Source organism: uncultured Bradyrhizobium sp. (genome assembly GCF_936928535.1).
Classification (GTDB): Bacteria; Pseudomonadota; Alphaproteobacteria; order Rhizobiales; family Xanthobacteraceae; genus Bradyrhizobium.
In genome coordinates, this window is the sequence record NZ_CAKZHY010000031.1 from 12995 (window position 1) to 33896 (window position 20902).

The following is a 20902-nucleotide window of genomic DNA, read 5'->3' on the forward strand; positions in this document are numbered from 1 at the left end:
GTCATGCGTCTTATTCGATATGGCGGGCTGAGTTGTTCCGGGAACCGGCGCGAATTCTCGGGCGTCATGGTCACCCAGCGCCGGCGACAGATACAGCATGCATGACAATTTGCCCGGTGCCCGCGATGTCGGCCATTCGGTCCATTCCAAACCATTTCGCTGCGGTGATCATCAACGTTTGCCGCGAAGGTCCTCCCAGCGCGCAGGAAAATGCGCCGCGGTCGAGACGCACCTCATCCAGCACCTCGCCTCCCTCCTTGACCCGTCGGCAGTATGCGTTCGGAACGTCGGCGTACCAAATGGCGCCCTCTTGATCGATGCAGATGCCGTCTGGTGGTCCTTCGAGCAGTGCCCAGACGCGGCGGCCTGACAGACCGCCATCTGTCGCAACATCGAACGCGGTCAGCCTCTTTGCATGCGACTCCGCCACAACGAGCGTGCGGTTGTCGGGGAATACCGCCATCCCATTGGGAAACGCGAATCCTTCGGCTTCCTGCGAGACCTGGCCGTCAGGCGAAATGAGCAGCAAGGATGGACCGTTGACATAGGTATTGCCGCGCCCATCCACCACGATCTCGTTCCACATGCCAGGTCCGAGTTTTGCAAAAACGGTGCGCCCGCCGCCGGCCTTCTGCTTGAGCAGCGCTCCGTCTGCCGACGAAACGATCAGCATGTCCCCGTCGGCAGCGAAATCAAAGCACAAGGGCGGTGCCGGCGCACGCGCCTGCACCTGGCACGCGCCCTGGTCGTTGATCGATAGAATTTCCCCAGCCGTCCAGTCGGCAAACCAAAACTGGCCATCGTGCCAGCGCGGCGACTCAACCAGCCCGCGATCACGGGCGACGATCGAAACCTCATGCGACTGCGTCATGGAATGTCTCCTTGAGGCCAAAGGACGGTCGGGGGCAGAGGATTCCGACACCGGGCAAATGTTTTTTGTGCGACTTCGAAGACCCCGTTCCCGAGGCCGTTCCGATCGCGAGGGACAGACGGAGGCTCCTGAATGCGCTAGCTTGCCGGGATTGGTAAGGGGAGCGAAACTTGAGCACTGCGCCGCACATCGACATCGACCCCATCGGGTTCTGGGCCGACCCCTATCCGACGCTTGCGAAGCTGCGCAAGGAGGCGCCGATCGCTTTCGTGCCGCAACTCGGCTCGACGCTGCTCACGACCCGCGACGACATCTCGATCTCGGAGAAGCAGATCGACGTGTTCTCCTCGCACCAGCCCGCCGGCCTGATGAACCGGCTGATGGGCCACAACATGATGCGCAAGGACGGCGAGGCGCATCAGGTCGAGCGCCGCGCGATGTTCCCGACGGTGTCGCCGAAGACGGTGAAAACGCACTGGACCGCGCTGTTCCAGGCCCATGCGGATCGTATTCTCGATGGCATCGACATCGGCAGCCGGATCGATTTCATGCGCGACTTCGCGCTGCCGTTCTCCGGCGAATGCCTCAAATCGATCACCGGCCTCACCAATATCGGCTTTGCCGACATGGATGCCTGGTCGCAGGGCATGATCGAGGGCATCGCCAATTATGGCGGTGATCCCGCGGTCGAGGCGCGCTGCCATGCGGCAACGTCGGGCATCGATGCTGCGATCGACGACATCCTGCCGGTGATGCGCAAGAACCCGGACCAGAGCATTCTGGGCGTGCTCCTTGCCTCCGGCATGAGCATGGAGAGCGTGCGCGCGAACGTCAAACTCGCGATCTCCGGCGGCCAGAACGAGCCGCGCAAGGCGATATCAGGCACGGTGTGGGCGCTGCTGACGCATCCCGAGCAGCTCGACCTCGTGCGCAGGGGCGAGGTGTCGTGGCTGCAGGCGTTCGAGGAATATGCCCGCTGGATTTCGCCGATCGGCATGTCGCCGCGGCGGATTGCAAAACCGTGGTCGATCCGCGACGTGTCGTTCGAGACGGACGAGCGCGTATTCCTGATGTTCGGTTCCGCCAATCGCGATGAGAAGCATTTTGAGCGCGCCGACGAATTCGACATCAGGCGTGACACCTCGAGGAGCGTCGCCTTCGGCGCCGGTCCGCATTTCTGCGCCGGCGCCTTTGCCTCGCGCGCCATGATCGCCGACGTCGCGCTGCCGACCGTGTTCGCACGCGCGCGGCGGATCGAGCTTGCCGAAGACGAGCCGGTGCGGATCGGCGGCTGGGCGTTCCGGGGCTTGCAGAATCTGCCGGTGCGCTGGAACTAGGCCGTTCACGCCGGCGCGATCTGTCGCAGCCTCACAATCGCGTGCGGAAAAATCTCTTCTGCATCATTGCGCGCGTTTGAAAGATTAATCACGCGCGCCGCCTCGCGCGCAGTGCACGCATCGCTATTTTTCCGGACGTCTCGACAGCTTTCATAACCCGCACCATCATTCTCGAAACGTGAATGATGACGGCCGCACGCCGTCCGGAGTTTGGAATGCAACGTCGGGACTTCCTGAAACTGTCTCTCGGAGCGGCAGGCGCTGCCGCATTCGCCCCGCAAGCAAACGCGCAAGGGGCCTTGAAGCAAATTCGTATCGGCTACCAGAAGACCGGCGTGCTGGTCATCGCGCGCCAACGGGCTACTCTGGAAAAACATTTTGTCCCGCAGGGCATAGAGGTGATCTGGGTCGAGTTTTCCTCGGGTCCGCCGATGGTGGAGGCGATGAACGTCGGCAGCGTCGATTACGGCGCGGTTGGCGATTCTCCGCCGGTGTTCGCGCAAGCCGCGGGCGCTGCGATCGTCTACGCCGCCGGCCAGCCGATTACCAACGGTCAGGGCATCCTGGTGCCCAAGGATTCGCCGATCCGCTCGATTGCCGACCTGAAGGGCAAGCGCATCGGCTTCACCAAGGGCTCCAGCGCTCACAATCTCGTGGTGCAGACGCTTGAGAAGGCCGGTCTCACCTACGCCGACATCACGCCGGTCTATCTGACGCCGCCGGATGCCGGTCCCGCCTTTGCCAATGGCAGCATCGAGGCCTGGGCGATCTGGGATCCGTACTTTGCGATCGGCGAGACCAGGCAGAACGGCCGCATCCTGATCAATGCGCACGAGGTCACCAGGACCAATTCGTTTTATATCGCCAACCGCGACTTCGCGAGGAACCATGGCGCGATCCTGCAACAGATCGTCGACGTGACGACCGCGACGGGCAAATGGGCCGAAGAGCACCGCGACGAAGTCGCCAGGTCGCTCGCCGCCATCACCGGCGTGCCGCTTGATATCCAGACCGTCGCGGCCGACCGCGCCAATTTCGTGATCGGCGCAGTCACCGACGACATCGTCGTAACACAGCAGGGCGTCGCCGACCGCTTCTACAAGCTCGGCCTGATCCCGAAACCGGTCGTCGTCAGCGACATCGTCTGGCACAGCACGGCAACCTGATCGTGCCGACCACTCTTCCCACGCACAGGGGTTTGAACATGAGGCGCATCTTTCAGCGCGTGATCGCGGCCATCGTGCTGTCGATCGGCATCGTCGCCGCCGCGGTCGGCACGTCCTATGGTCAGGACAAGGTGGTCCGCATCGGCTACCAGAAGTACGGCAAGCTGGTCTTGCTCAAGAGCAAGGGTACGCTGGAGCCAAAGCTCGCTACCATCGGCTACAAGGTGGTGTGGACGGAATTCCCCTCCGGCCCGCCGCTGCTCGAAGCGCTCAATGTCGGCGCGATCGATTTCGGCAACACCGGCGAAGCGCCGCCGATCTTCGCACAGGCCGCCGGCGCGCCGATCCAATACGTCGCCTACGAGCCGCCGGCGCCGAAGGGCGAGGCCATCCTGGTGCCCAAGGACAGCCCGCTGAAATCGGTGGCCGATCTCAAAGGCAAGAAGGTCGCGCTGAACAAGGGCTCCAACGTCCACTATCTCCTGGTCAAGGCACTGGAGAAGGCAGGCGTGAAGTATTCGGAGATCGAGCCGGTGTTCCTGGCACCGGCCGATGCGCGCGCTGCCTTCGAGCGCGGAGCGATCGATGCCTGGGTGATCTGGGATCCGTTCCAGGCGGCCGCCGAAGCGGCCACCGGTGCGCGCACACTCACTGATGGCACCGACATCGTCGCCAACTACCAGTTCTATTTCTCCTCAAAGAAATTCCTCGAGGTCAACCCTGCCCTTGTCGACGCGGTGCTCACTGAACTGAGCTCGGTCGACGACTGGGCCAAGGGCGACATCCATGCGGTGGCCGAGCAACTTGCTCCGGCCATCGGCCTGTCCGTCCCGGTGGTCGAGGTCGCGCTGAAGCGGCAGTCATACGGCATCAAGCGGCTGACCGATGCCGTGATCGCCGATCAACAGCAGGTTGCCGACGCGTTCTTTGCCCTGGGCCTGATCCCCCAATCGATCAAGATTTCCGACGTGGCACGGAGGCCAGGTTCATGAGCAAGCAATCCAACGCCAACATCCTCTGGTTCCTGCCGACCCATGGCGACGGCCGCTATCTCGGGACGGGCATCGGTGGCCGCGAGGTCAATTTCAACTATCTGCGCCAGATCGCGCAGGCCGCTGACCAACTCGGCTATTACGGCGTGCTGCTACCGACCGGGCGTTCCTGCGAGGATTCCTGGATCGTCGCCTCAAGCGTGGCGCCGTTCACCGAGCGCCTGCGCTATCTCGTCGCGGTACGTCCCGGCCTGCAATCGCCGACGGTCGCCGCGCGCATGACCGCGACGCTCGATCGCATCACCAATGGCCGGCTGCTGATCAATGTCGTCACCGGCGGCGATCCCGTCGAGAACAAGGGCGACGGCATTTTCCTCGGCCATGACGAGCGCTACGAGGTCACCCGCGAGTTCCTGGGCGTCTATAGCGATCTGCTCGCGGGCAAGACCGTCAATGTCGAGGGCAAGCATATCCGCATCGAAGGCGGCAAGCTGCTGTTCCCGCCAGTGCAGTCGCCTCGGCCTCCGCTCTATTTCGGCGGCTCGTCGGATGCCGGCATCGATGTCGCGGTCGATACCGTCGACAAATATCTCACCTGGGGCGAGCCTCCGGCACTAGTTGCTGAGAAGATCGCGAAGGTGCGGGATATCGCGGCCGCGCGCGGTCGCAAGCTGTCCTTCGGTATCCGTCTTCACGTGATCGTCCGGGAAACCAATGAGGAGGCCTGGCGCGCGGCGGGCGAACTGATCAAGCATGTCAGCGACGAGACCATCGCGACCGCACAAAAGAACTTTGCGCGGATGGATTCGGTCGGCCAGCAGCGCATGGCGCAGCTCCATGGGGGCAAGCGCGACAAACTCGAGATCGCGCCGAACCTCTGGGCCGGCGTCGGCCTCGTGCGCGGCGGCGCCGGCACTGCGCTGGTCGGCGACGCCCAGACGGTTGCCGCCCGCATCAGGGAGTATCAGGACATCGGCATCGATACCTTCATCATGTCGGGCTATCCGCATCTGGAGGAAGCCTATCGCTTCGCCGAGCTGGTGTTCCCGCTGCTCTCGCTGGAGCAGCCGAGCAACGTGACCAAGCTGCATTTCAATGGCGGTCCGTTCGGCGAGACCGTCGGCAGCGACTACCGTCCGCAGCATCGGGTATCGCAATCATGAGTCTCGTCGACAGGGTCTTTCTCCCGCGCAAGATACGCCTGCCGCGCGTCGAGGGTCTGGTACAGTGGATCGTGCCGCTCGCGATCGTCGTGGTCTGGCAGGTCGCAAGCGTAACCGGCTTCGTGCCGGTGCGCGTGTTACCGGCGCCAAGCGATGTCGCACTCGCCGGCTGGAAGCTGCTGCTATCAGGCGAGCTCATCCGCAACATCTGGGTCTCATTCTGGCGCGCCTCGATCGGCTTCCTGATCGGCGGCAGCATCGGCTTCGCCTTCGGGCTCGCCAATGGCCTGTCGCAGCTCTCGGCAAAACTCACCGATACCACGCTCCAGATGGTGCGCAACGTGCCGCATCTGGCGCTGATCCCGCTTGTCATCTTGTGGTTCGGCATTGACGAGAGCGCAAAGCTGTTTCTCGTCGCACTGGGCGTGTTCTTTCCGATCTATCTCAACACGCTGCACGGCATCCGCACCGTCGATCCGCAACTGATCGAGATGGGCCGCATCTATGGCATGACGGACGGCGAGCTGTTCCGCCGCGTCATCTTCCCGGGCGCGCTGCCCTCGATCTTCGTCGGCATCCGCTTTGCGCTCGGCATCATGTGGCTGACCCTGATCGTCGCCGAGACCATCGCGGCGTCCTCTGGCCTCGGCTACATGGCGATGCAGGCGCGCGAGTTCATGCTGATTGACGTCGTCGTGCTCTCGATCCTGATCTACGCGCTGCTCGGCAAGCTCGCCGACACCGCCTCCCGCGTGCTGGAGCGCCTGATGCTCTCCTGGCACCCCGCCTATTGGAAACGTTGAGCAGAAATACTGGGAATCAAATGCAGACAGTGCTTCGTACGGCCCTTTCCGAGACCGAGCTCGCCAGCCGCGCCAGTTTTGCACCTCAGGCCCGCCTCGAGCGCGAGGAGCGCCGGGTTCAGACGAGCGGCCTGCCGCTGAACATCCGGGGCTTGCGCAAATCCTTCGGCGATAACGAGGTGCTGCGCGGCATCGATCTGCACATCCCCGCCGGCCAGTTCGTCGCGATCGTCGGCAAGAGCGGTTGCGGCAAGAGCACCCTGCTGCGTCTCATCGCAGGCCTGGAGAAGATCGACGCCGGCAGCATCAGTTTCGGTGACGATGTCCTGCCTCAGGACATCCGCGTGATGTTCCAGGAGCCGCGGCTGCTGCCCTGGGCGCGCGTGCTCTCCAACGTCGAGGTGGGTCTCGGCCGCGACTGTGCATCCAGCGATGCCCATGCGCGCGCAGGGAAGGCGCTCGCCGAGGTCGGGCTTGCGGACAAGCGCGACCAGTGGCCGTCGGTGCTGTCGGGTGGCCAGAAGCAGCGCGTCGCGCTGGCCCGCGCGCTGGTCTCCCGCCCCCGCGTGCTTGCCTTCGACGAGCCGCTCGGCGCGCTCGACGCATTGACCCGGATCTCGATGCAGCGGCTCCTGGAGCGGGTCTGGCGCGACCAGGGTTTTACCGCGATCCTGGTGACGCACGATGTGTCCGAAGCCGTCGCCCTGGCCGATCGTGTGCTGGTGATCGACGAGGGCCGGATCGCCCACGATGTCATGGTTAACACTATCCGCCCGCGCGAGCGCGGCTCGGCCGAACTTGCGCGCCTCGAAGGCTCGATCCTGAGCCGTCTTTTGTCGGCGGACGATCACACCTAGAGGGACCCCGCTTCGGGACCATGCCATGATGCCATCATGCACCTGTTTTGCCCGAGGGTTCAAGAGAATTTCGGATAAGCGAAATTTTCATTTTGGCGTCAGACCTACTGTGCATGGGGTTGTTTTCGCGTTTCTGGTTTCGGCCGGGATTTCGGGATCGGGCCTGCGCATGCCTTCCGGCCTCGAAAGCCCGATCCTGAGCCATCTTTTGCCGGCGGACGATCGTACCTACATAGAGGGGAGACCCCGCTTCGGGGATCATGCCATGAATGTAGTGCCCCGCGATCTCATGACCGAAATTCCCGTCTCGTCCGCCGATTTCCGCGGCGCCATGCGCCACCTCACCGGCGGCGTCAGTGTCATCACAGCCGGGCGCGGCAAGGACATCACCGGCATGACGGTGACTTCGGTGACCTCGCTGTCGGTCGACCCGCCGACGCTGCTGGTCAGCATCAACCGCGATGCCTCGTCCTTGCCGCTGATCCGCCGCCACGGCGCCTTCGGCGTGAACATCCTCGCGGCCGATCAGCTCGAAATCGCCGAGCGCTTTGCCGGCAAGGGTGGACTGAAGGGGGCCGATCGTTTTGCCGGCGCCCAATGGGTCACGTCCGTCTCCGGCGTGCCGCTGCTGGTCGGCGCGTTGTCGGCGTTCGATTGCGAGGTCGAGGACATCGTCGAACGCCATTCGCACGGCATCGTCATCGGCCGGATCAGGGATGTCAGGAATTCGGCGCGCAACGCCGCGCTCGCCTACTGGCACGGCCAGTACGTGGCGATCGACCATGACGAGGACGCAGCCCGGCTCGTGGAGGTCAGCGTTCCCGGCCGGCACCTCCACGCCAGATGAAAAAGTAAGTGAGAAAGCGGGACAGCTAGATCGTCAGCACGGTCAGCGTGGCCGGCGTGTCGATGATCACCTTGCTGTTGCGTACGTTCTGCCAGACGGCCGTGACCGTCTGCGGGGTCTGGACCAGCGGCACGCCGACGACCAGCGTGGTGGGCACGCGCCCGGTCGATTGCGGCTGGGCCTCGTTGTAGGTGAAGCTGGCCGTCACGGCCTGCACGGTATTGCCGACCTGGATGCCGAAAGTCCCGCCGGGAAAATCATTACCCTGTGCGTAGGGGTTCGGCACGTTCAGGATGACGATCGCGGTGATCCCGACGCCGCCGGGAAGGGTGACGGTCAGGCCTGGAATGGCCGACCACGAACCTGAATTGGTCGAGTGAGGCCCGCTGCTCTGCGCATAGAGGGTCATGCGATCGTCCTCCCGTTGTTTTGACGATCATATCAACAACAGGTTGCGCGCGGCAATCGATTTTGCCCGCGTTGCGTGTGAAGAGTGCGTGACGCCGCAATGCGGCAGAAGGTCTTGGTCGGAAGGTCTTGGTCGGTGGCAATTTGCCTGGTCGCAGCCTACAAGGCCGCTCTGAGCGGGAATTGCTCCGCCTCTCGCAATGTGGTGTCAGGATTTGATCAAGCGTCTTGCAGTCTGGGCCTTCTATGCCGTCGGCGCGCTGGCAATCGCCTATCTCGCGCTCTACGCCTATGCGATGTTCCGCGGCCAGCCGTTCGTGCCCGGCGATCCCATCCACATTTTTCGCAGGCCCGACGCGCCGAGTTATTCGTAAACTGTCGCCCGGGCATGACGGAGTGTGTAGCGGCTACCCCCGCAGAATCGCCAGCGCCAACGTCTGCGCACGCGGCACGATGCTGTCGAGCTCGAGATATTCCTCCGGCGAGTGTGCGAGCCCGCCGACCGGTCCGACGCCGCAGATCGTCGGCGTCCCCACTGCGGCCGTGAAGCCGGAATCGGCGCAGCCGCCGGAGAACTCGCCTTGCAATTTGGTGAGACCGGCCTGCCTTGCCGCAGCCTGATAGTCTTCGAACAGCGCCTTCGAGCTTTCGCTCTGCACGACAGGCACGAACTCGCCCTTGATGGTCAGCGTCGCGCTGGTGCCGGGCACGTAAGGCGTCGCAATGATCCGTTCGATCTCGGCCATGACGGTGGCGCGATCCTTCGGATCGACATAGCGCATGTCGATCTGGCCCTCGGCACAGGGCGCCGTGGTGTTGACCGATTGGCCGCCCGAGATGAGACCGACATTGAGCGTGATGCCCTTGGTGAGGTCGGTCAGCGCGTGGATCTGCGTGATCTTGTGGGCGAGCTCGCCGATCGCGCTGATGCCCGCAGCGAAATTGGCGCCGGAATGCGCGGCTTTGCCAGTGATGGCCATATGCATGAAGATGCCGCCCTTGCGGCTGGTGACGACGTTGCCCGTGGGACGGCCCGGCTCGGAGTTGAACACGGCGCGCGCAGAGCGCCCCTCTCGTTCGATCACCGGCCGCGAGGAGGGCGAGCCGATCTCCTCGTCCGAGGTGATCAGCAGCTTGATCGGATGCGGGTTGCCGCCGAATTTGTGGAAGGCGGTGGCCACGAAGATGTTCATGACGACGCCGGCCTTCATGTCGGCGACGCCGGGCCCATAGGCGCGATTGTCCTTGATCGTGAACGGCCGCTTGCCGGCCTCGCCCTTGCCGAACACGGTGTCGCGATGCCCCATCAACAGCACCGGCTTCTCGTTGCTGCCGGGCTTGGCCACGTCGGCATGGATGGCATCGCCGAACGTGCCGTGGCTCTCGCGCCTATAAGGAATGCCGTGCTCGGCAAAATGCCGCTCGAACCGCGCACCGACCGCATCGACGCCGTCCTTGTCGTAAGACCCGGAATCGATGTTCACGACGTCGCGCAACAGATCGATCATCGCCTGCCGCTGCGACGCCAGCCAATCCGTGATTTGAGCTTCAGACATGGGGTTCCTCGTGTGGGTCTCGCGAGGGTTATAGGGCCTGGCGTCGTCATGGCCTAGTCACGTAACGCGGTCCCGTTATGCGGGGAGCGCTCGCAATGACGAGGCTGGCAGCGCGGCCTCCAAAACAAAAATGCCCGGGACTAAGCCCGGGCATTCGCATCATCTCGATATCGGCCAGAGCCTCACGCCCCGATCATCGGCACCCGTGGATATTCGCCCGGCGTACCAGCCGGCGTGATCGGGATGCCGCCGTCGGCATATTCATTGAGCTTGTTGCGCAGCGTGCGGATCGAGATGCCCAGGATGTTGGCGGCATGGGTCCGGTTGCCGAGGCAGTGCTTCAGCGTTTCCAGGATCAAATCGCGCTCGACGTCGGCTACGGTGCGGCCGACCAGCGCGCGCGTCACCTGCTCGGCAGCCATGGTGGCATGCGCCACGGCCGGCGCCGTCTTGGCGAGGTCGAGGCGGTCGCCATCCGGGGTGAGGATCGCATCGGGGCCGATCTCGTCGCCCTGCGCCATCAGCACCGCACGGTGCATGGTGTTTTCGAGCTCGCGGACGTTGCCCTGCCAACGGTTGGTGGAGAGCACGCGCTTGGCCTCCGCCGAGATGGGGCGCATCGGCACGCCATTGGCTTCGGCGTATTTCTTCACGAAATGCTGGGCGAGCTCCATGATGTCGGCGGGACGCTCGCGCAGCGGCGGGATCTTCAGGTTCACGACGTTGAGGCGGAACAGCAGATCCTCGCGGAACGTGCCTTCGCGCACGGCGTCCGCCAGGTTGCGGTTCGAGGTCGCGATGATGCGGATGTCCACCGGCACCGGCTTGGTGCCGCCCACGCGGTCGATCACGCGCTCCTGGATGGCGCGGAGCAGTTTCGATTGCAGGCGCACGTCCATCTCGGAGATTTCGTCCAGCAGCAGCGTGCCGCCGGTCGCTTCCTCGAACTTGCCGATGCGGCGGGCAATCGCGCCGGTGAAGGCGCCCTTCTCATGGCCGAACAGCTCGGACTCCAGGAGATGCTCGGGGATCGCGGCGCAATTGATCGAGATGAACGGACGCTTGGCGCGGGCCGAGCGGGTGTGGACGTAGCGCGCCAGCACTTCCTTGCCCGTGCCGGATTCGCCGGTGATCATCACCGAGGCATCCGAGCCCGCGATCTGCTGCGCAAGCTTGATGACGCGCGCCATCGCCTCGTCGCGATAGACCAGCTCGCGGGAATCGTTGGCGACCGCGGCGAGCACCGCTGCGATCAGCTCCGGATCCGGCGGCAGCGGGATGTATTCCTTGGCGCCGGCGTGGATCGCGGCGACCGCGGCGCGGGCGTCGTTGGTGATGCCGCAGGCGACGATTGGAGCGTGGATATGCTCGGCCTCGAGCCGCATCACGAGGTCGCGGATGTCGAGGGCGACGTCGACCAGCAAGAGGTCGGCGCCCTTGCCGCCGCGCAAGACGCGCATCGCCTGCTCGTGATCCTCGGCATGGGTCACGGTGGCGCCGTTCTCCATCGCGATCTTGGTGGCGGTGGTGAGCTGGCCCTTCAATGTGCCAACGATGAGAAGCCGCATGTCAGTCTCCTGTCCGTCTGTCCGCGCTGTCGCGCGTCATTCCTTCTGCGAGCCTTAGCCGCGTTCGCTCTTGATGATTTCCGTCATGGTCACGCCAAGCTTGTCCTCGACGAGGACGACTTCGCCGCGGGCGACCAGCTTGTTGTTGACGTAGATGTCGATGGCCTCGCCGACGCGACGGTCGAGCTCGAGCACGGTGCCGGGTCCGAGCTTCAGGAGCTCGCCGACGTCCATCTTGGAGCGGCCGAGCACCGCCGAGACCTGCACCGGCACGTCGAACACGGCCTCGAGATCGGCGGCGACGCGTGAGGCATATTCGTCCTCGTTGTAGCCGACGTCGGCGCCGGCAGGCGGCAACGGGCCGTTGAGATCAGGCAGCGGGACCTGTCCGTCGGTGTCGCTCATGGCTTAGCTCCCCTTGCGGGACGCGATATAGCGTCCGACCATGTCGTCGATCTTGGCCGCGATGGCGCTGCGCTCCAGCACGACGCCGCCATCGGCCCATTCGATCCGGCAGTCGCCGGTGGCAATTTCGGGCTCGGCCAGGATCACCAGCCGGCCTTCGAAGCCGCTCTGCTTGGCGAGCCGCTCGATCTTCTCGCGCGCTGAGTCGTAGAGCGCGTCGTTGATGCGGACGACGAGATGTGGCGTCGCGACCAAATGCGAGAAGCAGTCCTTGACCAGCGCCATGATCTCACCGAGCGGCTCGGCGGCGACCAGGTCCGCACATAGCTTGCGCGCCACCGCGACCGCGACGTCGACGGCCTCGGTCTCCATCTTGCTCTCGATATTGCCGATCCCGGCGGCAATGCCCCGGATCGCGATGTTGATCTCTTCCATGGCGAGCGCGACGCGGCGGTCGCTTTCCGCCTTGGCCTCGCGCTGGCCCGCTGCAAAACCGTCCTGATAGGCGCGCGATTCGGCTTCCGCGACCTTTTGCGCGATCTCGGCCGCGGTTGCGGCCTTCTCGCGCGTCCGGTCGGGTGCGGCGAAGTCGGTATCGAACAGGAATTTGGCCGGGGCGCCCATCAGTACACCAGCTCGTCGTCGGCGCGGTTCTTGGTCAACATGATCTCGCCCTTGGCGGCGAGGTCCTTGGCGAGGTTGACCAGTAGCGCCTGGGCCTCGTCGACGTCGCGCAGGCGCACCGGCCCCATCGCCGCCATGTCGTCCTGCAGCATCTTGGCCGCGCGCGAGGACATGTTGCCGAAGAAGAAGTTGCGGACGTCCTCGTTGGCGCTCTTCAGGGCGACGCCGAGCTTGTCCTTGTCGACGTTGCGCATCAGGGTCTGGGCCGAACCGGAATCGAGCTTTACAAGGTCGTCGAAGGTGAACATCAGCGCCTTGATGCGCTCGGCGGATTCGCGGTTGTCCTCCTCCAGCGAGGTAATGAAGCGGGTTTCGGTCTGGCGATCGAAATTGTTGAAGATTTCCGCCATCACCTCGTGGGCGTCGCGGCGGCGGGTCTGCGACAGGTTCGACATGAATTCGGTGCGCAGCGTTTTCTCCACGCTCTCGATCACCTCCTTCTGAACCGCTTCCATCTTCAGCATGCGGTTGATGACGTCGAGCGCGAGCTCCTCGGGCAGGATGCCGAGCACGCGGGCAGCGTGCTCCGGCTTCAGCTTCGACAGCACCACGGCGATGGTCTGCGGGTATTCGTTCTTGAGGTAGTTGGCGAGGACCTCTTCCTGCACGTTGGAGAGCTTCTCCCACATATTGCGGCCCGCGGGGCCGCGGATCTCGTCCATGATGCCATTGACGCGCTCGGGCGCCAGATATTGCTGGAGCAAGCGCTCGGTGGCGTCGAAATTGCCCATCAGCGCACCGGAAGCCGACATGCGCGAGACGAATTCGAGCAGCATGTCCTCCACCGTGTCGACCTCGACGGTGCCGAGCGTCGACATCTCCAGCGAGAGCTGGCGCACCTCGTCGTCGTCGAGCAGCGACCAGATCTTGCCGCCATATTGCTCACCGAGCGCCAGCATCAGGATCGCGGCGCGCTTGGGGCCCGCTACGGCTTCGACCTTGCCACCCGCGCGATTGCCTGCTCGCTGGCCGAGCGTGGAAATCACGCTTGTGATGTCGTTCGAGTTGGCGTTTTGCAGGGAAGCGGCCATGTCAGTTCACTCGATCATTTCGCGGGTTCGGTCAGCCATTGACGGATGATGGCAACGGTTTCGTTGGGATTGCGTTCGGCGAGCTCGCCGACGCGATGAACGGATTGAGCGTGAACCTGGCCCTGGATGGTGGCGACGTCGATGGCGCTGGCGGTGCCGTTCGGCAGCAGCGGCTGGCCGGAGGACGGGGCGGCCTCTTCGGAAGCCGCGGGGCCCGCCAGGACGCCGCTGATGGCGGCGGCGACCTCGTCGGAGGCGAGGATGCGCTTCACCAGCGGACGGATCACCATGAACATCACGACGAGGCCGAGCATCATCATCACGCCGAGCTCGACGAAATACATGATGTCGTCCTTGGTGAACTGCAGCATGCCGAGGAAGCCGCTGGGTTCGGCGATCGGGGCGGTGGAGGGCGCGTCGGCAAAGCGCAGATTGACGACCTCGACCTGGTCGCCGCGCTTCTGGTCGAAGCCGATCGCCGAGCGCACCAGGGTGGCGATGCGGTCGAGCTGCTCCCTGGTGCGATCGGTATAGGCGAGTTCGCCCTTGTCGTTCTTGGTGTAGATGCCGTCGACCAGCACCGCGACCGAGATGCGGTTGACCCGGCCGGCCTCGGTCACCTCGGTCTTGGTGGTGCGGGAAATCTCGTAATTGTTGGTTTCCTCGGTCTTCTTGCTTTGGTCCTTCGCCGCTGCGCCGCTGTTCTGCTGCTGGCCGGGGAGCTCGTTATTGACCGTGACCTGGCCGTTGTTGTCGGCGGTCATGCTCTGCTCTTCGCGGGTCTGGGTCGAGCGCAGCACGCGGCCTTCGGGATCGAATTTGTCCGAGGTCTGGGTGATCTTGTTGAAGTCGAAATCGGCGGAGAGCTCGACGCGGGCGCGGCCGGAGCCGACCACGGAGGAGACGATCTCCTCGACCTGCTTGCGCAGCCGCTTTTCGAAGGCGATGCGCCGGTCGTCGCCTGCGGCCTGCTCCGGGTCGGTGGCGGCACCGTCGGCGAGCAGCTGGCCGGCCTCGTCCACGATCGAGACCCGCTGCGGCTTGAGGCCGTTGACGGCGGAGGCGACGAGATGGCGGATGGCACGGATCTGCTGGGCTTCGAGCGAGCCGCGGACCCGCACCACGATCGAGGCCGATGGCTCCGGCGCCTCGCGCGCGAACAGCGGGCGCTCGGGCAGCACGAGATGGACGCGGGCGGCCTGGATCCGGTCGATGGCGCGGATGGTGCGGGCGAGCTCGCCCTCCAGCGCGCGCAGATGATTGATGTTCTGGACGAAAGAGGTGGTGCCGAGCGCGTCCGACTTGTCGAAGACCTCGTATCCGACGCCGCCGCCCTTGGGCAGGCCGCCCTCGGCGAGCTTCATGCGCAGGCGGGTGACCTTGTCCTTGGGCACCATGATGATGCTGCCATCGTTGCGCAGATCGTATTGGATGCCCTGGCGTTCCAGGTCTTTGATAATGCTGGAGGAATCCTCCATGCTGAGGTCGGTGAACAGCGTCGTCATCTGCGGGGTGGTGACGCGCATGATGACGAAGGCAAAGAAGCCGACGAGCGCGGCTGTGACCGCGATCATCGCCCCGAAGCGGGCGGCGCCGATACCTTTTAAAAAGTCCGCAAGACCTTGCAAGCAACCGCCCCGAAGCTTCGACCCGCAACTGAGCGGCCGACTGGGCAATTATTGCCTAGGTGATGGTTTCCATATGGTTAACGAAGGTTAAGAGCTCGGACAAAAGTCGCTCGAAAAGCAAACATGAAAAAAATCGGCCTCGCGTGGCGAGACCGATTTTCGTCAAAAGCAGCGGATTTCCGGATCGCTTACTGGCGATATTGCTGGATGCGGGTGGTGCGAAGACCCGCCAGACCGTGCTGGTCGATGGAAAACTGCCAGGAGAGGAATTCGTCGACCGTCAGGGTATAACGGCTGCAGGCCTCCTCGAGCGAGAGAAGTCCGCCACGAACCGCGGCAACGACTTCGGCCTTGCGTCGGATGACCCAGCGTTTGGTGCCGGGTGCGGGCAGATCTGCAATCGTCAGCGGACTGCCGTCCGGCCCGATGACGTATTTTACCCTCGGGCGATGGGGTTCTGTCATGGCGTACTCACAAACTCTCAACCACTGAACTCACGCCGTAACCCTACGCGTGCCGGCTTAAAAATCCGCTAAGCCTAAGGCTTCAATACAATTCTCGTTGAATCCGGCTGGAACGACACCGGCCCGGCGGGCTGAGGACGCGTTTTCAGCCGGCCAAGCGGGGTCTTCGTAAATACTTTACTAACGAATGAGGCCTGCGGCACGACGCCAACCAAGGCCCAAATTGTCGTCCCGGCGAACGCCGGGATCCATACCGCGTGATCTATCGATGATACGCAGCTGCAGGTACCAAGAAAGAATTTAACCACGAGCCTTCGTCAAACGTCTGCCCGTGGTTATGGATCCCGGCGTTCGCCGGGATGACAGCGAGTTTGTAGTAGCGCCGTTCCGCCTCAGCCTCAGCCTCAGCCTCAGCCTCAGCCTCAGCCTCAGCCTCAGCCTCAGCCTAATCCTCTAGCTGCCGCTGCTGCTGCTTGCCGCTACGACGCTCTTCACCTGGCTCAGCGTGTAGCTGTTGCCGTCGATGGTCAGCAGTGGCGGCGATTGGGTCAGGTCGACGGAACTCACCGTGCCCTGCACCTGCGCGGCGACGCCGACAGGGTTGCCCGAGGCGTCCTTGCCGGTCGCCGTGATCGTGTACTTGCCGTCAGGCCATTGCGTGCCGTCATTGCCCTGGCCGTTCCAGGTGAACGGAATGTCGGCGCCGGCACCGGCGGAATATTGGCCGTTGAACACGGTCTGGCCAGTTGAGTTGGCGATGGAGATGCTGACCGTAGCGCTGGAGGGCACGTTGAGATGCCAGGTCGCCGAAGACTGCGACATCGTCGCGGTGGTACCGTCGACCACTGCGGTCTTGCCGACGAAATCCAGCGCCTGCGTTGCCTGCGTGGTCTGCTGCAAGGTGACGAGCTGCGACAGCGAGTCGTTGGTCTTGAGTTGCTGTTCGACACCGGCAAACTGCACCAGCTGCTGGGTAAACTGGTTGGTGTCGAGCGGATCGAGCGGGTTCTGGTTCTGCAGCTGCGTGGTCAGCAGCGTCAGGAAGGTCTGGAAGTTGCCGGCGAGCGTCGCGCCCGTGGAGGAGCTCAGGCTCGAGCTCGACGACGAGGACGACGAGGTCGGCGTCGTCCCGGAGACGACGGCAGGGGCGGTGGCGGCATTCGTGGTGGTCATGGCCTGATACTCCTCACACTCTGATATCGACGCCGCTGCTCGATCCGAGCATGCGGCCATAGCTGCTTCTGACCGGCGCGCTTGCGGCCTGATCATCCTCGCTGATGATCAGCCGCCGGGAATTGCCGTTGTTGTCGTTGTTCTGGCCGGCATTCTGGCCCGATGAGTTCTGGTCGCGCAGGCTGAAGGAGAGCCCGTTGCTGCCGGTCTTGAGGCCGGCATCGTCGAGCGCGCGCTGCAATTGCGGGGCGTCCTGCCGCAGCATCTGCAGCGTCTCCGGCTTCTCGACGGTGAGATGCGAGGTGACCTGGCCGTTGCGGTCGACATTGATGCGGACGTCGATACGACCGAGATCGACCGGATCGAGGCTGATGTCGAAGCGGGTTTTTCCGGAGCGTGCGGCAGCGGCGATCTCGACCGGGATGCCGCTGATCGGCACGGCATTCGGGTTGGCCAAGGTCGCGGTGAGCGTTGCGGTTGAGGCGGTGGCCGTCGATGTCGTCGTGGTCAGCGACGCCTGCACAGCATTGGCAGCCTGCGCGCTGGTATCGGTCGCAGCAGCGGCAACCGCTTGCGTATCGGCATGCGCATGCGTGGTCGGCACGGCCGGCGTTGCATCGACCTTGCTATCGGTGGCGCCGGTCTTCGCATCGGCAGTCGCCGCGTCAGCCTGCGGCTTGGCGCCTTGCGGATGCGCGGCGGCGGTGGTCGCCGTTGCGGGATTTTGTGCTGGTGTCGCGGTCTGCGCGGTCTTGGTCGGATCCTGGCCGATATTGGAGACGTCGGTCTGGCCTTGCGCCGTCGCGATCGCCTTGAACGAGGTCTTCGGCGTGCCCTGATCGACCACGGTGACCTGCGCGGCCTTGGCCGTGACATCGGTTGCGGTGGTGTCGCTGTTCGCAACGGCTACCTCGGTGAGCGCGGCCTTCGCGTCGGCGGTCTTGGCATCACCCGTCTTGGCGCTCTTGCCTGACGCGTCCGTCTTGGCGCCGGCGATTTGGGCCGTGGTCGAGGCGCTGGCGGCGATGCCGGCAGCCGCGATGGTCAGCGGCGAGGAGGCGGTGCTGGCAGCCTGGTTTGCCGCAGCATTCGGGTCGACCGGCACGATGGGCGCGGCAACGGGAACGGCGGTCGGATCGGGCGTCGCAGCCGGCGTCGCGGTCTGCGCGGCAGCCGAAGCGTCCACCGCGGCGGCGAGGCCATCGGTGCTGTCGGTCTTGGCGTCCTTGGTGCTGTCGGATTTGTCGCCCGACTTGGCGGCTGGGGCGTCAGCCTTGTCCTTGGCTTTCCCGTCGGCATTTGCGGGAGGGACCGGCGTGTCGTTGGCGGCCGTCGTTGTCTGGGAATCCTGTGCGTCGCTCGCCTTGCTTTGCGAGGACTGGTCGGAGCTGTTGCTCCGGTCCGACGATGAGGAGGACGATGACGAGTTGGATGGCGAGTCACTGCGCCGCGGCGCGTTGTCCTGGCTCGAGGACGGAGCGCTGTTGCTGATGGCCTGGGTGTTGCTGTCGACCAGATCTCCGAAGGAGGAACTGGGTGCCTGGTCCTTGGTCTGCGGCCGGGCGGGCTTGGCTTGTGCGCTGGAGACCTGCGCACTTGCCGCTACGTCTGATGTACTACCGACCACAGGCGACCCCTTTAAAACATCTTCGGCTCAAGAGGTCAGCAAGGAGCGGGCCAATCCCTCAAAATCATATTTTATATAGAAAGATCAATCGATTAGAGAATTGCGGCGAGCGGTGCCAACGTCCTGGAAACCCCGTCATTTCTGCCGCCCCGGCAAGAATTGCCTGAAAGCTTGCGGCGGCCATGATTGCTTCACCGGAATGCGGCCTATATTAAAGGGTGCTCTCAGCCGCTTTCGACCGGGCAAGCCAGCCTCCGGGGGAACCGAAGTTCCCGGGGACGATCTACGTCCCGGTCAAAGGCATAGAAATCGCGGATCGCCGAACGCCGCCGTCAACTCGTAAGACCGATGCTCAACAGTCTCGATCTCGAAGGCCGTCCTGAGGATACCAGGGTCGTCGTTGCCATGTCGGGCGGCGTCGACTCCTCGACGACGGCTGCGCTGCTCAAGGCCGAGGGCTATGACGTCGTCGGCATCACGCTGCAGCTCTATGACCATGGCGCGGCGACCCATCGCAAGGGCGCCTGCTGCGCCGGCCAGGACATCCACGACGCGCGCGACGTCGCCGCCAAGCTCGGCATTCCCCATTACGTGCTCGACTACGAGGATCGCTTTCGCGAGTCCGTCATCGACAATTTCGCCGACAGCTACGCGCTCGGCGAGACGCCGGTGCCCTGCATCGAGTGCAACCGCTCCGTCAAATTCCGCGACTTGCTGAAGACCGCGCGCGAGCTCGGTGCGCAGGCGCTCGCGACCGGCCATTACGTCGCCTCGCGTCGTCGCGACGACGGCTCGCGCGCGCTGGTCTGCGCCGCTGACAGCGACCGCGACCAGAGCTATTTCCTGTTCGCGACCACCCAAGAGCAGCTCGACTTCCTGCGCTTTCCGCTCGGCGACATGACCAAGCCCGAGACGCGCGAACTCGCGCGCCGCTTTGGTCTGTCCGTCGCCGACAAGCACGACAGCCAGGACATCTGCTTCGTGCCGACGGGGCGCTACACCGACATCATCACGCGCCTGCGCCCGAACGCGATGGAAGCAGGCGACATCGTCGATCTCGACGGCCGCGTGCTCGGCCAGCATCACGGCATCGCCAATTTCACCATCGGCCAGCGCCGCGGCCTCGGCATCGCGGCCGCCGCGCCGCTCTACGTGGTGCGGCTCGATGCCATCAATCGCCGCGTCGTCGTCGGCCCGCGCGAGGCGCTGAAGATGCACCGCATCACCTTGCGCGACGTCAACTGGATCGGCGGCGGCGATATCGACAGCGCCGTCGGAAATGGCCTCGAGCTGTTCGTCCGCGTGCGATCGACCCGCAGCCCCCAGCCGGCCTGGCTGCGCGGTTCAGGCGGCCATTACGAGGTCGAACTCGTCGCCGGCGAAGAGGGCATCTCGCCCGGCCAGGCCTGCGTGTTCTACGACGCAGCCAGCGGGCAGGCGCGCGTGCTCGGCGGCGGCTTTATTCAGAGCGCTGCCGCGAAGGTCGCGACGAGCACAGCGAGGCCGCTGGTGGAAGCGGTCCGCGGCTAAATCTTCCGGGGCAGGGCAGGGGGCATGGCAGCAGACATCTCGCGAGCCGGGGTCGAGAAGGCCTATGGCCGCTGGGCGCCGGTCTATGATCTCGTGTTCGGCAAGGTGTTCGACGCCGGCAGGCAGTCGACCATCGCGGAGGCCGACCGCATCGGCGGCCGCATTCTCGATGTCGGCGTCGGCACCGGGCTCTCGCTGTCGGATTATTCGCGCACCACGAGGATCTGCGGCGTCGACATCTCCGAGCCGATGCTGCGCAAGGCGCAACAACGCGTGCGGAGCCTGCGCCTCTCCAATGTCGAAGTGCTCTCGGTGATGGATGCGAAGAACCTCGCCTTCCCCGACAATTCTTTCGACGCGGTGGTCGCGCAATATGTCATCACTGCAGTGCCCGACCCTGAGGGTACGCTCGACGAATTCGTGCGCGTGCTCAAGCCCGGCGGCGAGCTGATCCTGGTCAACCACATCGGCGCCGAAAAGGGCCTGCGCAAACTCTCCGAGCTGGCGTTTGCGCCCTTGGCGCGCCGCCTCGGCTGGCGTCCGGAATTCCCCTGGGCCCGCCTGGAAGGCTGGGCCGCCAAGCACGGCGGCGTCACGCTGGCCGAGCGCCGCCCGATGCCGCCGATGGGCCACTTCTCGCTGATCCGCTACCACAAATCGTAATGTTCAATGCTGGGAACAGGGCGTGCGCTTCGCGCGTTTCCTTTCCATGCGCACGACATCAAACATCGTCCTTGCGGGTCTCGTGATCGCAGCCTTTGGGCCAGCGAGCGCGCAGGCCCCGCCCGCCCC

The 20902-nt window shown here is 64.4% G+C and carries 21 protein-coding genes; 10 read left to right on the forward strand and 11 right to left on the reverse strand.

Features of this window, described 5'->3' with window-relative positions; genetic code table 11:
* Positions 1-70 precede the first annotated feature (70 nt).
* Positions 71-871 (reverse strand): SMP-30/gluconolactonase/LRE family protein, encoded by an 801-nt coding sequence (locus Q0687_RS03940; protein WP_298872516.1) that lies wholly within the window; start codon positions 869-871, stop codon positions 71-73.
* A 170-nt stretch (positions 872-1041) separates the two neighbouring features.
* On the opposite strand from Q0687_RS03940, the gene Q0687_RS03945 reads away from it, so the two are divergent.
* From Q0687_RS03945 to Q0687_RS03975, 7 genes are all read left to right on the forward strand, one after another.
* The gene (locus Q0687_RS03945) at positions 1042-2208 is read left to right on the forward strand and encodes a cytochrome P450 (protein WP_298872518.1); all 1167 of its coding nucleotides are present in this window, start codon (positions 1042-1044) and stop codon (positions 2206-2208) included.
* Between the two features lie 215 nt (positions 2209-2423).
* Positions 2424-3374 carry a sulfonate ABC transporter substrate-binding protein gene (locus Q0687_RS03950; RefSeq protein WP_298872520.1) on the forward strand — a complete coding sequence of 317 codons (951 nt, stop codon included), beginning with the start codon at positions 2424-2426 and terminating at the stop codon, positions 3372-3374.
* A 38-nt stretch (positions 3375-3412) separates the two neighbouring features.
* On the forward strand, positions 3413-4366 hold the full coding sequence (locus Q0687_RS03955; RefSeq protein ID WP_298872522.1) for a sulfonate ABC transporter substrate-binding protein: 954 nt from the start codon (positions 3413-3415) through the stop codon (positions 4364-4366).
* Positions 4363-5529: an FMNH2-dependent alkanesulfonate monooxygenase gene (gene ssuD, locus Q0687_RS03960; RefSeq protein ID WP_298872525.1), complete on the forward strand. Its 1167-nt coding sequence runs from the start codon at positions 4363-4365 to the stop codon at positions 5527-5529. Before Q0687_RS03955 ends, ssuD begins: the two co-directional genes overlap by 4 nt.
* Positions 5526-6332, forward strand: a complete 807-nt coding sequence (gene ssuC, locus Q0687_RS03965; RefSeq protein ID WP_298872528.1) for an aliphatic sulfonate ABC transporter permease SsuC — start codon at positions 5526-5528, stop codon at positions 6330-6332. Before ssuD ends, ssuC begins: the two co-directional genes overlap by 4 nt.
* Before the next feature lie 20 nt (positions 6333-6352).
* Positions 6353-7189 (forward strand): ATP-binding cassette domain-containing protein, encoded by an 837-nt coding sequence (locus Q0687_RS03970; protein WP_298872531.1) that lies wholly within the window; start codon positions 6353-6355, stop codon positions 7187-7189.
* 265 nt (positions 7190-7454) lie between these two features.
* Positions 7455-8036, forward strand: coding sequence for a flavin reductase family protein (locus Q0687_RS03975; protein WP_298872533.1), 582 nt, complete (start codon positions 7455-7457; stop codon positions 8034-8036).
* A 25-nt stretch (positions 8037-8061) separates the two neighbouring features.
* Here Q0687_RS03975 and Q0687_RS03980 read toward each other — a convergent pair whose 3' ends face one another.
* Entirely contained in the window at positions 8062-8445 is a 384-nt protein-coding gene (locus Q0687_RS03980) for a hypothetical protein (protein WP_298872536.1), read from the reverse strand.
* Positions 8446-8659: 214 nt separating this feature from the next.
* Between Q0687_RS03980 and Q0687_RS03985 the strand changes: the two genes are divergently transcribed.
* Positions 8660-8818 (forward strand): hypothetical protein, encoded by a 159-nt coding sequence (locus Q0687_RS03985; protein ID WP_298872562.1) that lies wholly within the window; start codon positions 8660-8662, stop codon positions 8816-8818.
* Positions 8819-8851: 33 nt separating this feature from the next.
* Here the strand turns inward: Q0687_RS03985 and Q0687_RS03990 are convergent, their stop codons facing one another.
* From Q0687_RS03990 to Q0687_RS04030, 9 genes are all read right to left on the reverse strand, one after another.
* Positions 8852-10000 (reverse strand): M20 family metallopeptidase, encoded by a 1149-nt coding sequence (locus tag Q0687_RS03990; RefSeq protein WP_298872539.1) that lies wholly within the window; start codon positions 9998-10000, stop codon positions 8852-8854.
* 182 nt (positions 10001-10182) lie between these two features.
* Positions 10183-11568, reverse strand: coding sequence for a sigma-54 dependent transcriptional regulator (locus Q0687_RS03995; protein ID WP_298872541.1), 1386 nt, complete (start codon positions 11566-11568; stop codon positions 10183-10185).
* 54 nt (positions 11569-11622) lie between these two features.
* Complete coding sequence (gene fliN, locus Q0687_RS04000) at positions 11623-11973, reverse strand: flagellar motor switch protein FliN (RefSeq protein ID WP_298872543.1); 351 nt, start codon at positions 11971-11973, stop codon at positions 11623-11625.
* A 3-nt stretch (positions 11974-11976) separates the two neighbouring features.
* Positions 11977-12597, reverse strand: a complete 621-nt coding sequence (locus tag Q0687_RS04005) for a FliH/SctL family protein (protein WP_298872545.1) — start codon at positions 12595-12597, stop codon at positions 11977-11979.
* Positions 12597-13688, reverse strand: coding sequence for a flagellar motor switch protein FliG (gene fliG, locus Q0687_RS04010; RefSeq protein ID WP_298872546.1), 1092 nt, complete (start codon positions 13686-13688; stop codon positions 12597-12599). The genes Q0687_RS04005 and fliG overlap by 1 nt, the downstream gene beginning before the upstream one ends.
* A gap of 14 nt (positions 13689-13702) precedes the next feature.
* Positions 13703-15316: a flagellar basal-body MS-ring/collar protein FliF gene (gene fliF, locus Q0687_RS04015; protein WP_298872548.1), complete on the reverse strand. Its 1614-nt coding sequence runs from the start codon at positions 15314-15316 to the stop codon at positions 13703-13705.
* 188 nt (positions 15317-15504) lie between these two features.
* Entirely contained in the window at positions 15505-15780 is a 276-nt protein-coding gene (locus tag Q0687_RS04020) for a DUF1153 domain-containing protein (protein ID WP_002714638.1), read from the reverse strand.
* A gap of 453 nt (positions 15781-16233) precedes the next feature.
* Positions 16234-16953, reverse strand: a complete 720-nt coding sequence (locus tag Q0687_RS04025) for a flagellar hook capping FlgD N-terminal domain-containing protein (RefSeq protein WP_298872552.1) — start codon at positions 16951-16953, stop codon at positions 16234-16236.
* 13 nt (positions 16954-16966) lie between these two features.
* The gene (locus Q0687_RS04030) at positions 16967-18580 is read right to left on the reverse strand and encodes a flagellar hook-length control protein FliK (RefSeq protein WP_298872554.1); all 1614 of its coding nucleotides are present in this window, start codon (positions 18578-18580) and stop codon (positions 16967-16969) included.
* A gap of 348 nt (positions 18581-18928) precedes the next feature.
* Here Q0687_RS04030 and mnmA point away from each other — a divergent pair, with 348 nt between their 5' ends.
* Together mnmA and Q0687_RS04040 are read left to right on the forward strand one after the other, a co-directional pair.
* Positions 18929-20110 (forward strand): tRNA 2-thiouridine(34) synthase MnmA, encoded by a 1182-nt coding sequence (gene mnmA / locus Q0687_RS04035; protein WP_298872556.1) that lies wholly within the window; start codon positions 18929-18931, stop codon positions 20108-20110.
* Positions 20111-20134: 24 nt separating this feature from the next.
* A complete protein-coding gene (locus Q0687_RS04040) occupies positions 20135-20773 on the forward strand; it encodes a class I SAM-dependent methyltransferase (protein WP_298872557.1) in 639 nt (212 codons plus the stop codon).
* Positions 20774-20902: the final 129 nt, after the last annotated feature.

What these genes read in the sequence shown, in the direction of transcription:
- Q0687_RS04025 (WP_298872552.1), bottom strand. Translation starts at nt 16,953, where the DNA reads ATGACCACCACGAATGCCGCCACCGCCCCTGCCGTCGTCTCCGGGACG.
- ssuD (WP_298872525.1), top strand. Translation starts at nt 4,363, where the DNA reads ATGAGCAAGCAATCCAACGCCAACATCCTCTGGTTCCTGCCGACCCAT.
- Q0687_RS04020 (WP_002714638.1), bottom strand. Translation starts at nt 15,780, where the DNA reads ATGACAGAACCCCATCGCCCGAGGGTAAAATACGTCATCGGGCCGGAC.
- Q0687_RS03975 (WP_298872533.1), top strand. Translation starts at nt 7,455, where the DNA reads ATGAATGTAGTGCCCCGCGATCTCATGACCGAAATTCCCGTCTCGTCC.
- Q0687_RS03980 (WP_298872536.1), bottom strand. Translation starts at nt 8,445, where the DNA reads ATGACCCTCTATGCGCAGAGCAGCGGGCCTCACTCGACCAATTCAGGT.
- Q0687_RS03955 (WP_298872522.1), top strand. Translation starts at nt 3,413, where the DNA reads ATGAGGCGCATCTTTCAGCGCGTGATCGCGGCCATCGTGCTGTCGATC.
- Q0687_RS03990 (WP_298872539.1), bottom strand. Translation starts at nt 10,000, where the DNA reads ATGTCTGAAGCTCAAATCACGGATTGGCTGGCGTCGCAGCGGCAGGCG.
- fliN (WP_298872543.1), bottom strand. Translation starts at nt 11,973, where the DNA reads ATGAGCGACACCGACGGACAGGTCCCGCTGCCTGATCTCAACGGCCCG.
- ssuC (WP_298872528.1), top strand. Translation starts at nt 5,526, where the DNA reads ATGAGTCTCGTCGACAGGGTCTTTCTCCCGCGCAAGATACGCCTGCCG.
- Q0687_RS04040 (WP_298872557.1), top strand. Translation starts at nt 20,135, where the DNA reads ATGGCAGCAGACATCTCGCGAGCCGGGGTCGAGAAGGCCTATGGCCGC.
- fliG (WP_298872546.1), bottom strand. Translation starts at nt 13,688, where the DNA reads ATGGCCGCTTCCCTGCAAAACGCCAACTCGAACGACATCACAAGCGTG.
- Q0687_RS03970 (WP_298872531.1), top strand. Translation starts at nt 6,353, where the DNA reads ATGCAGACAGTGCTTCGTACGGCCCTTTCCGAGACCGAGCTCGCCAGC.
- Q0687_RS03940 (WP_298872516.1), bottom strand. Translation starts at nt 871, where the DNA reads ATGACGCAGTCGCATGAGGTTTCGATCGTCGCCCGTGATCGCGGGCTG.
- Q0687_RS04005 (WP_298872545.1), bottom strand. Translation starts at nt 12,597, where the DNA reads ATGGGCGCCCCGGCCAAATTCCTGTTCGATACCGACTTCGCCGCACCC.
- mnmA (WP_298872556.1), top strand. Translation starts at nt 18,929, where the DNA reads ATGCTCAACAGTCTCGATCTCGAAGGCCGTCCTGAGGATACCAGGGTC.
- Q0687_RS03995 (WP_298872541.1), bottom strand. Translation starts at nt 11,568, where the DNA reads ATGCGGCTTCTCATCGTTGGCACATTGAAGGGCCAGCTCACCACCGCC.
- Q0687_RS03950 (WP_298872520.1), top strand. Translation starts at nt 2,424, where the DNA reads ATGCAACGTCGGGACTTCCTGAAACTGTCTCTCGGAGCGGCAGGCGCT.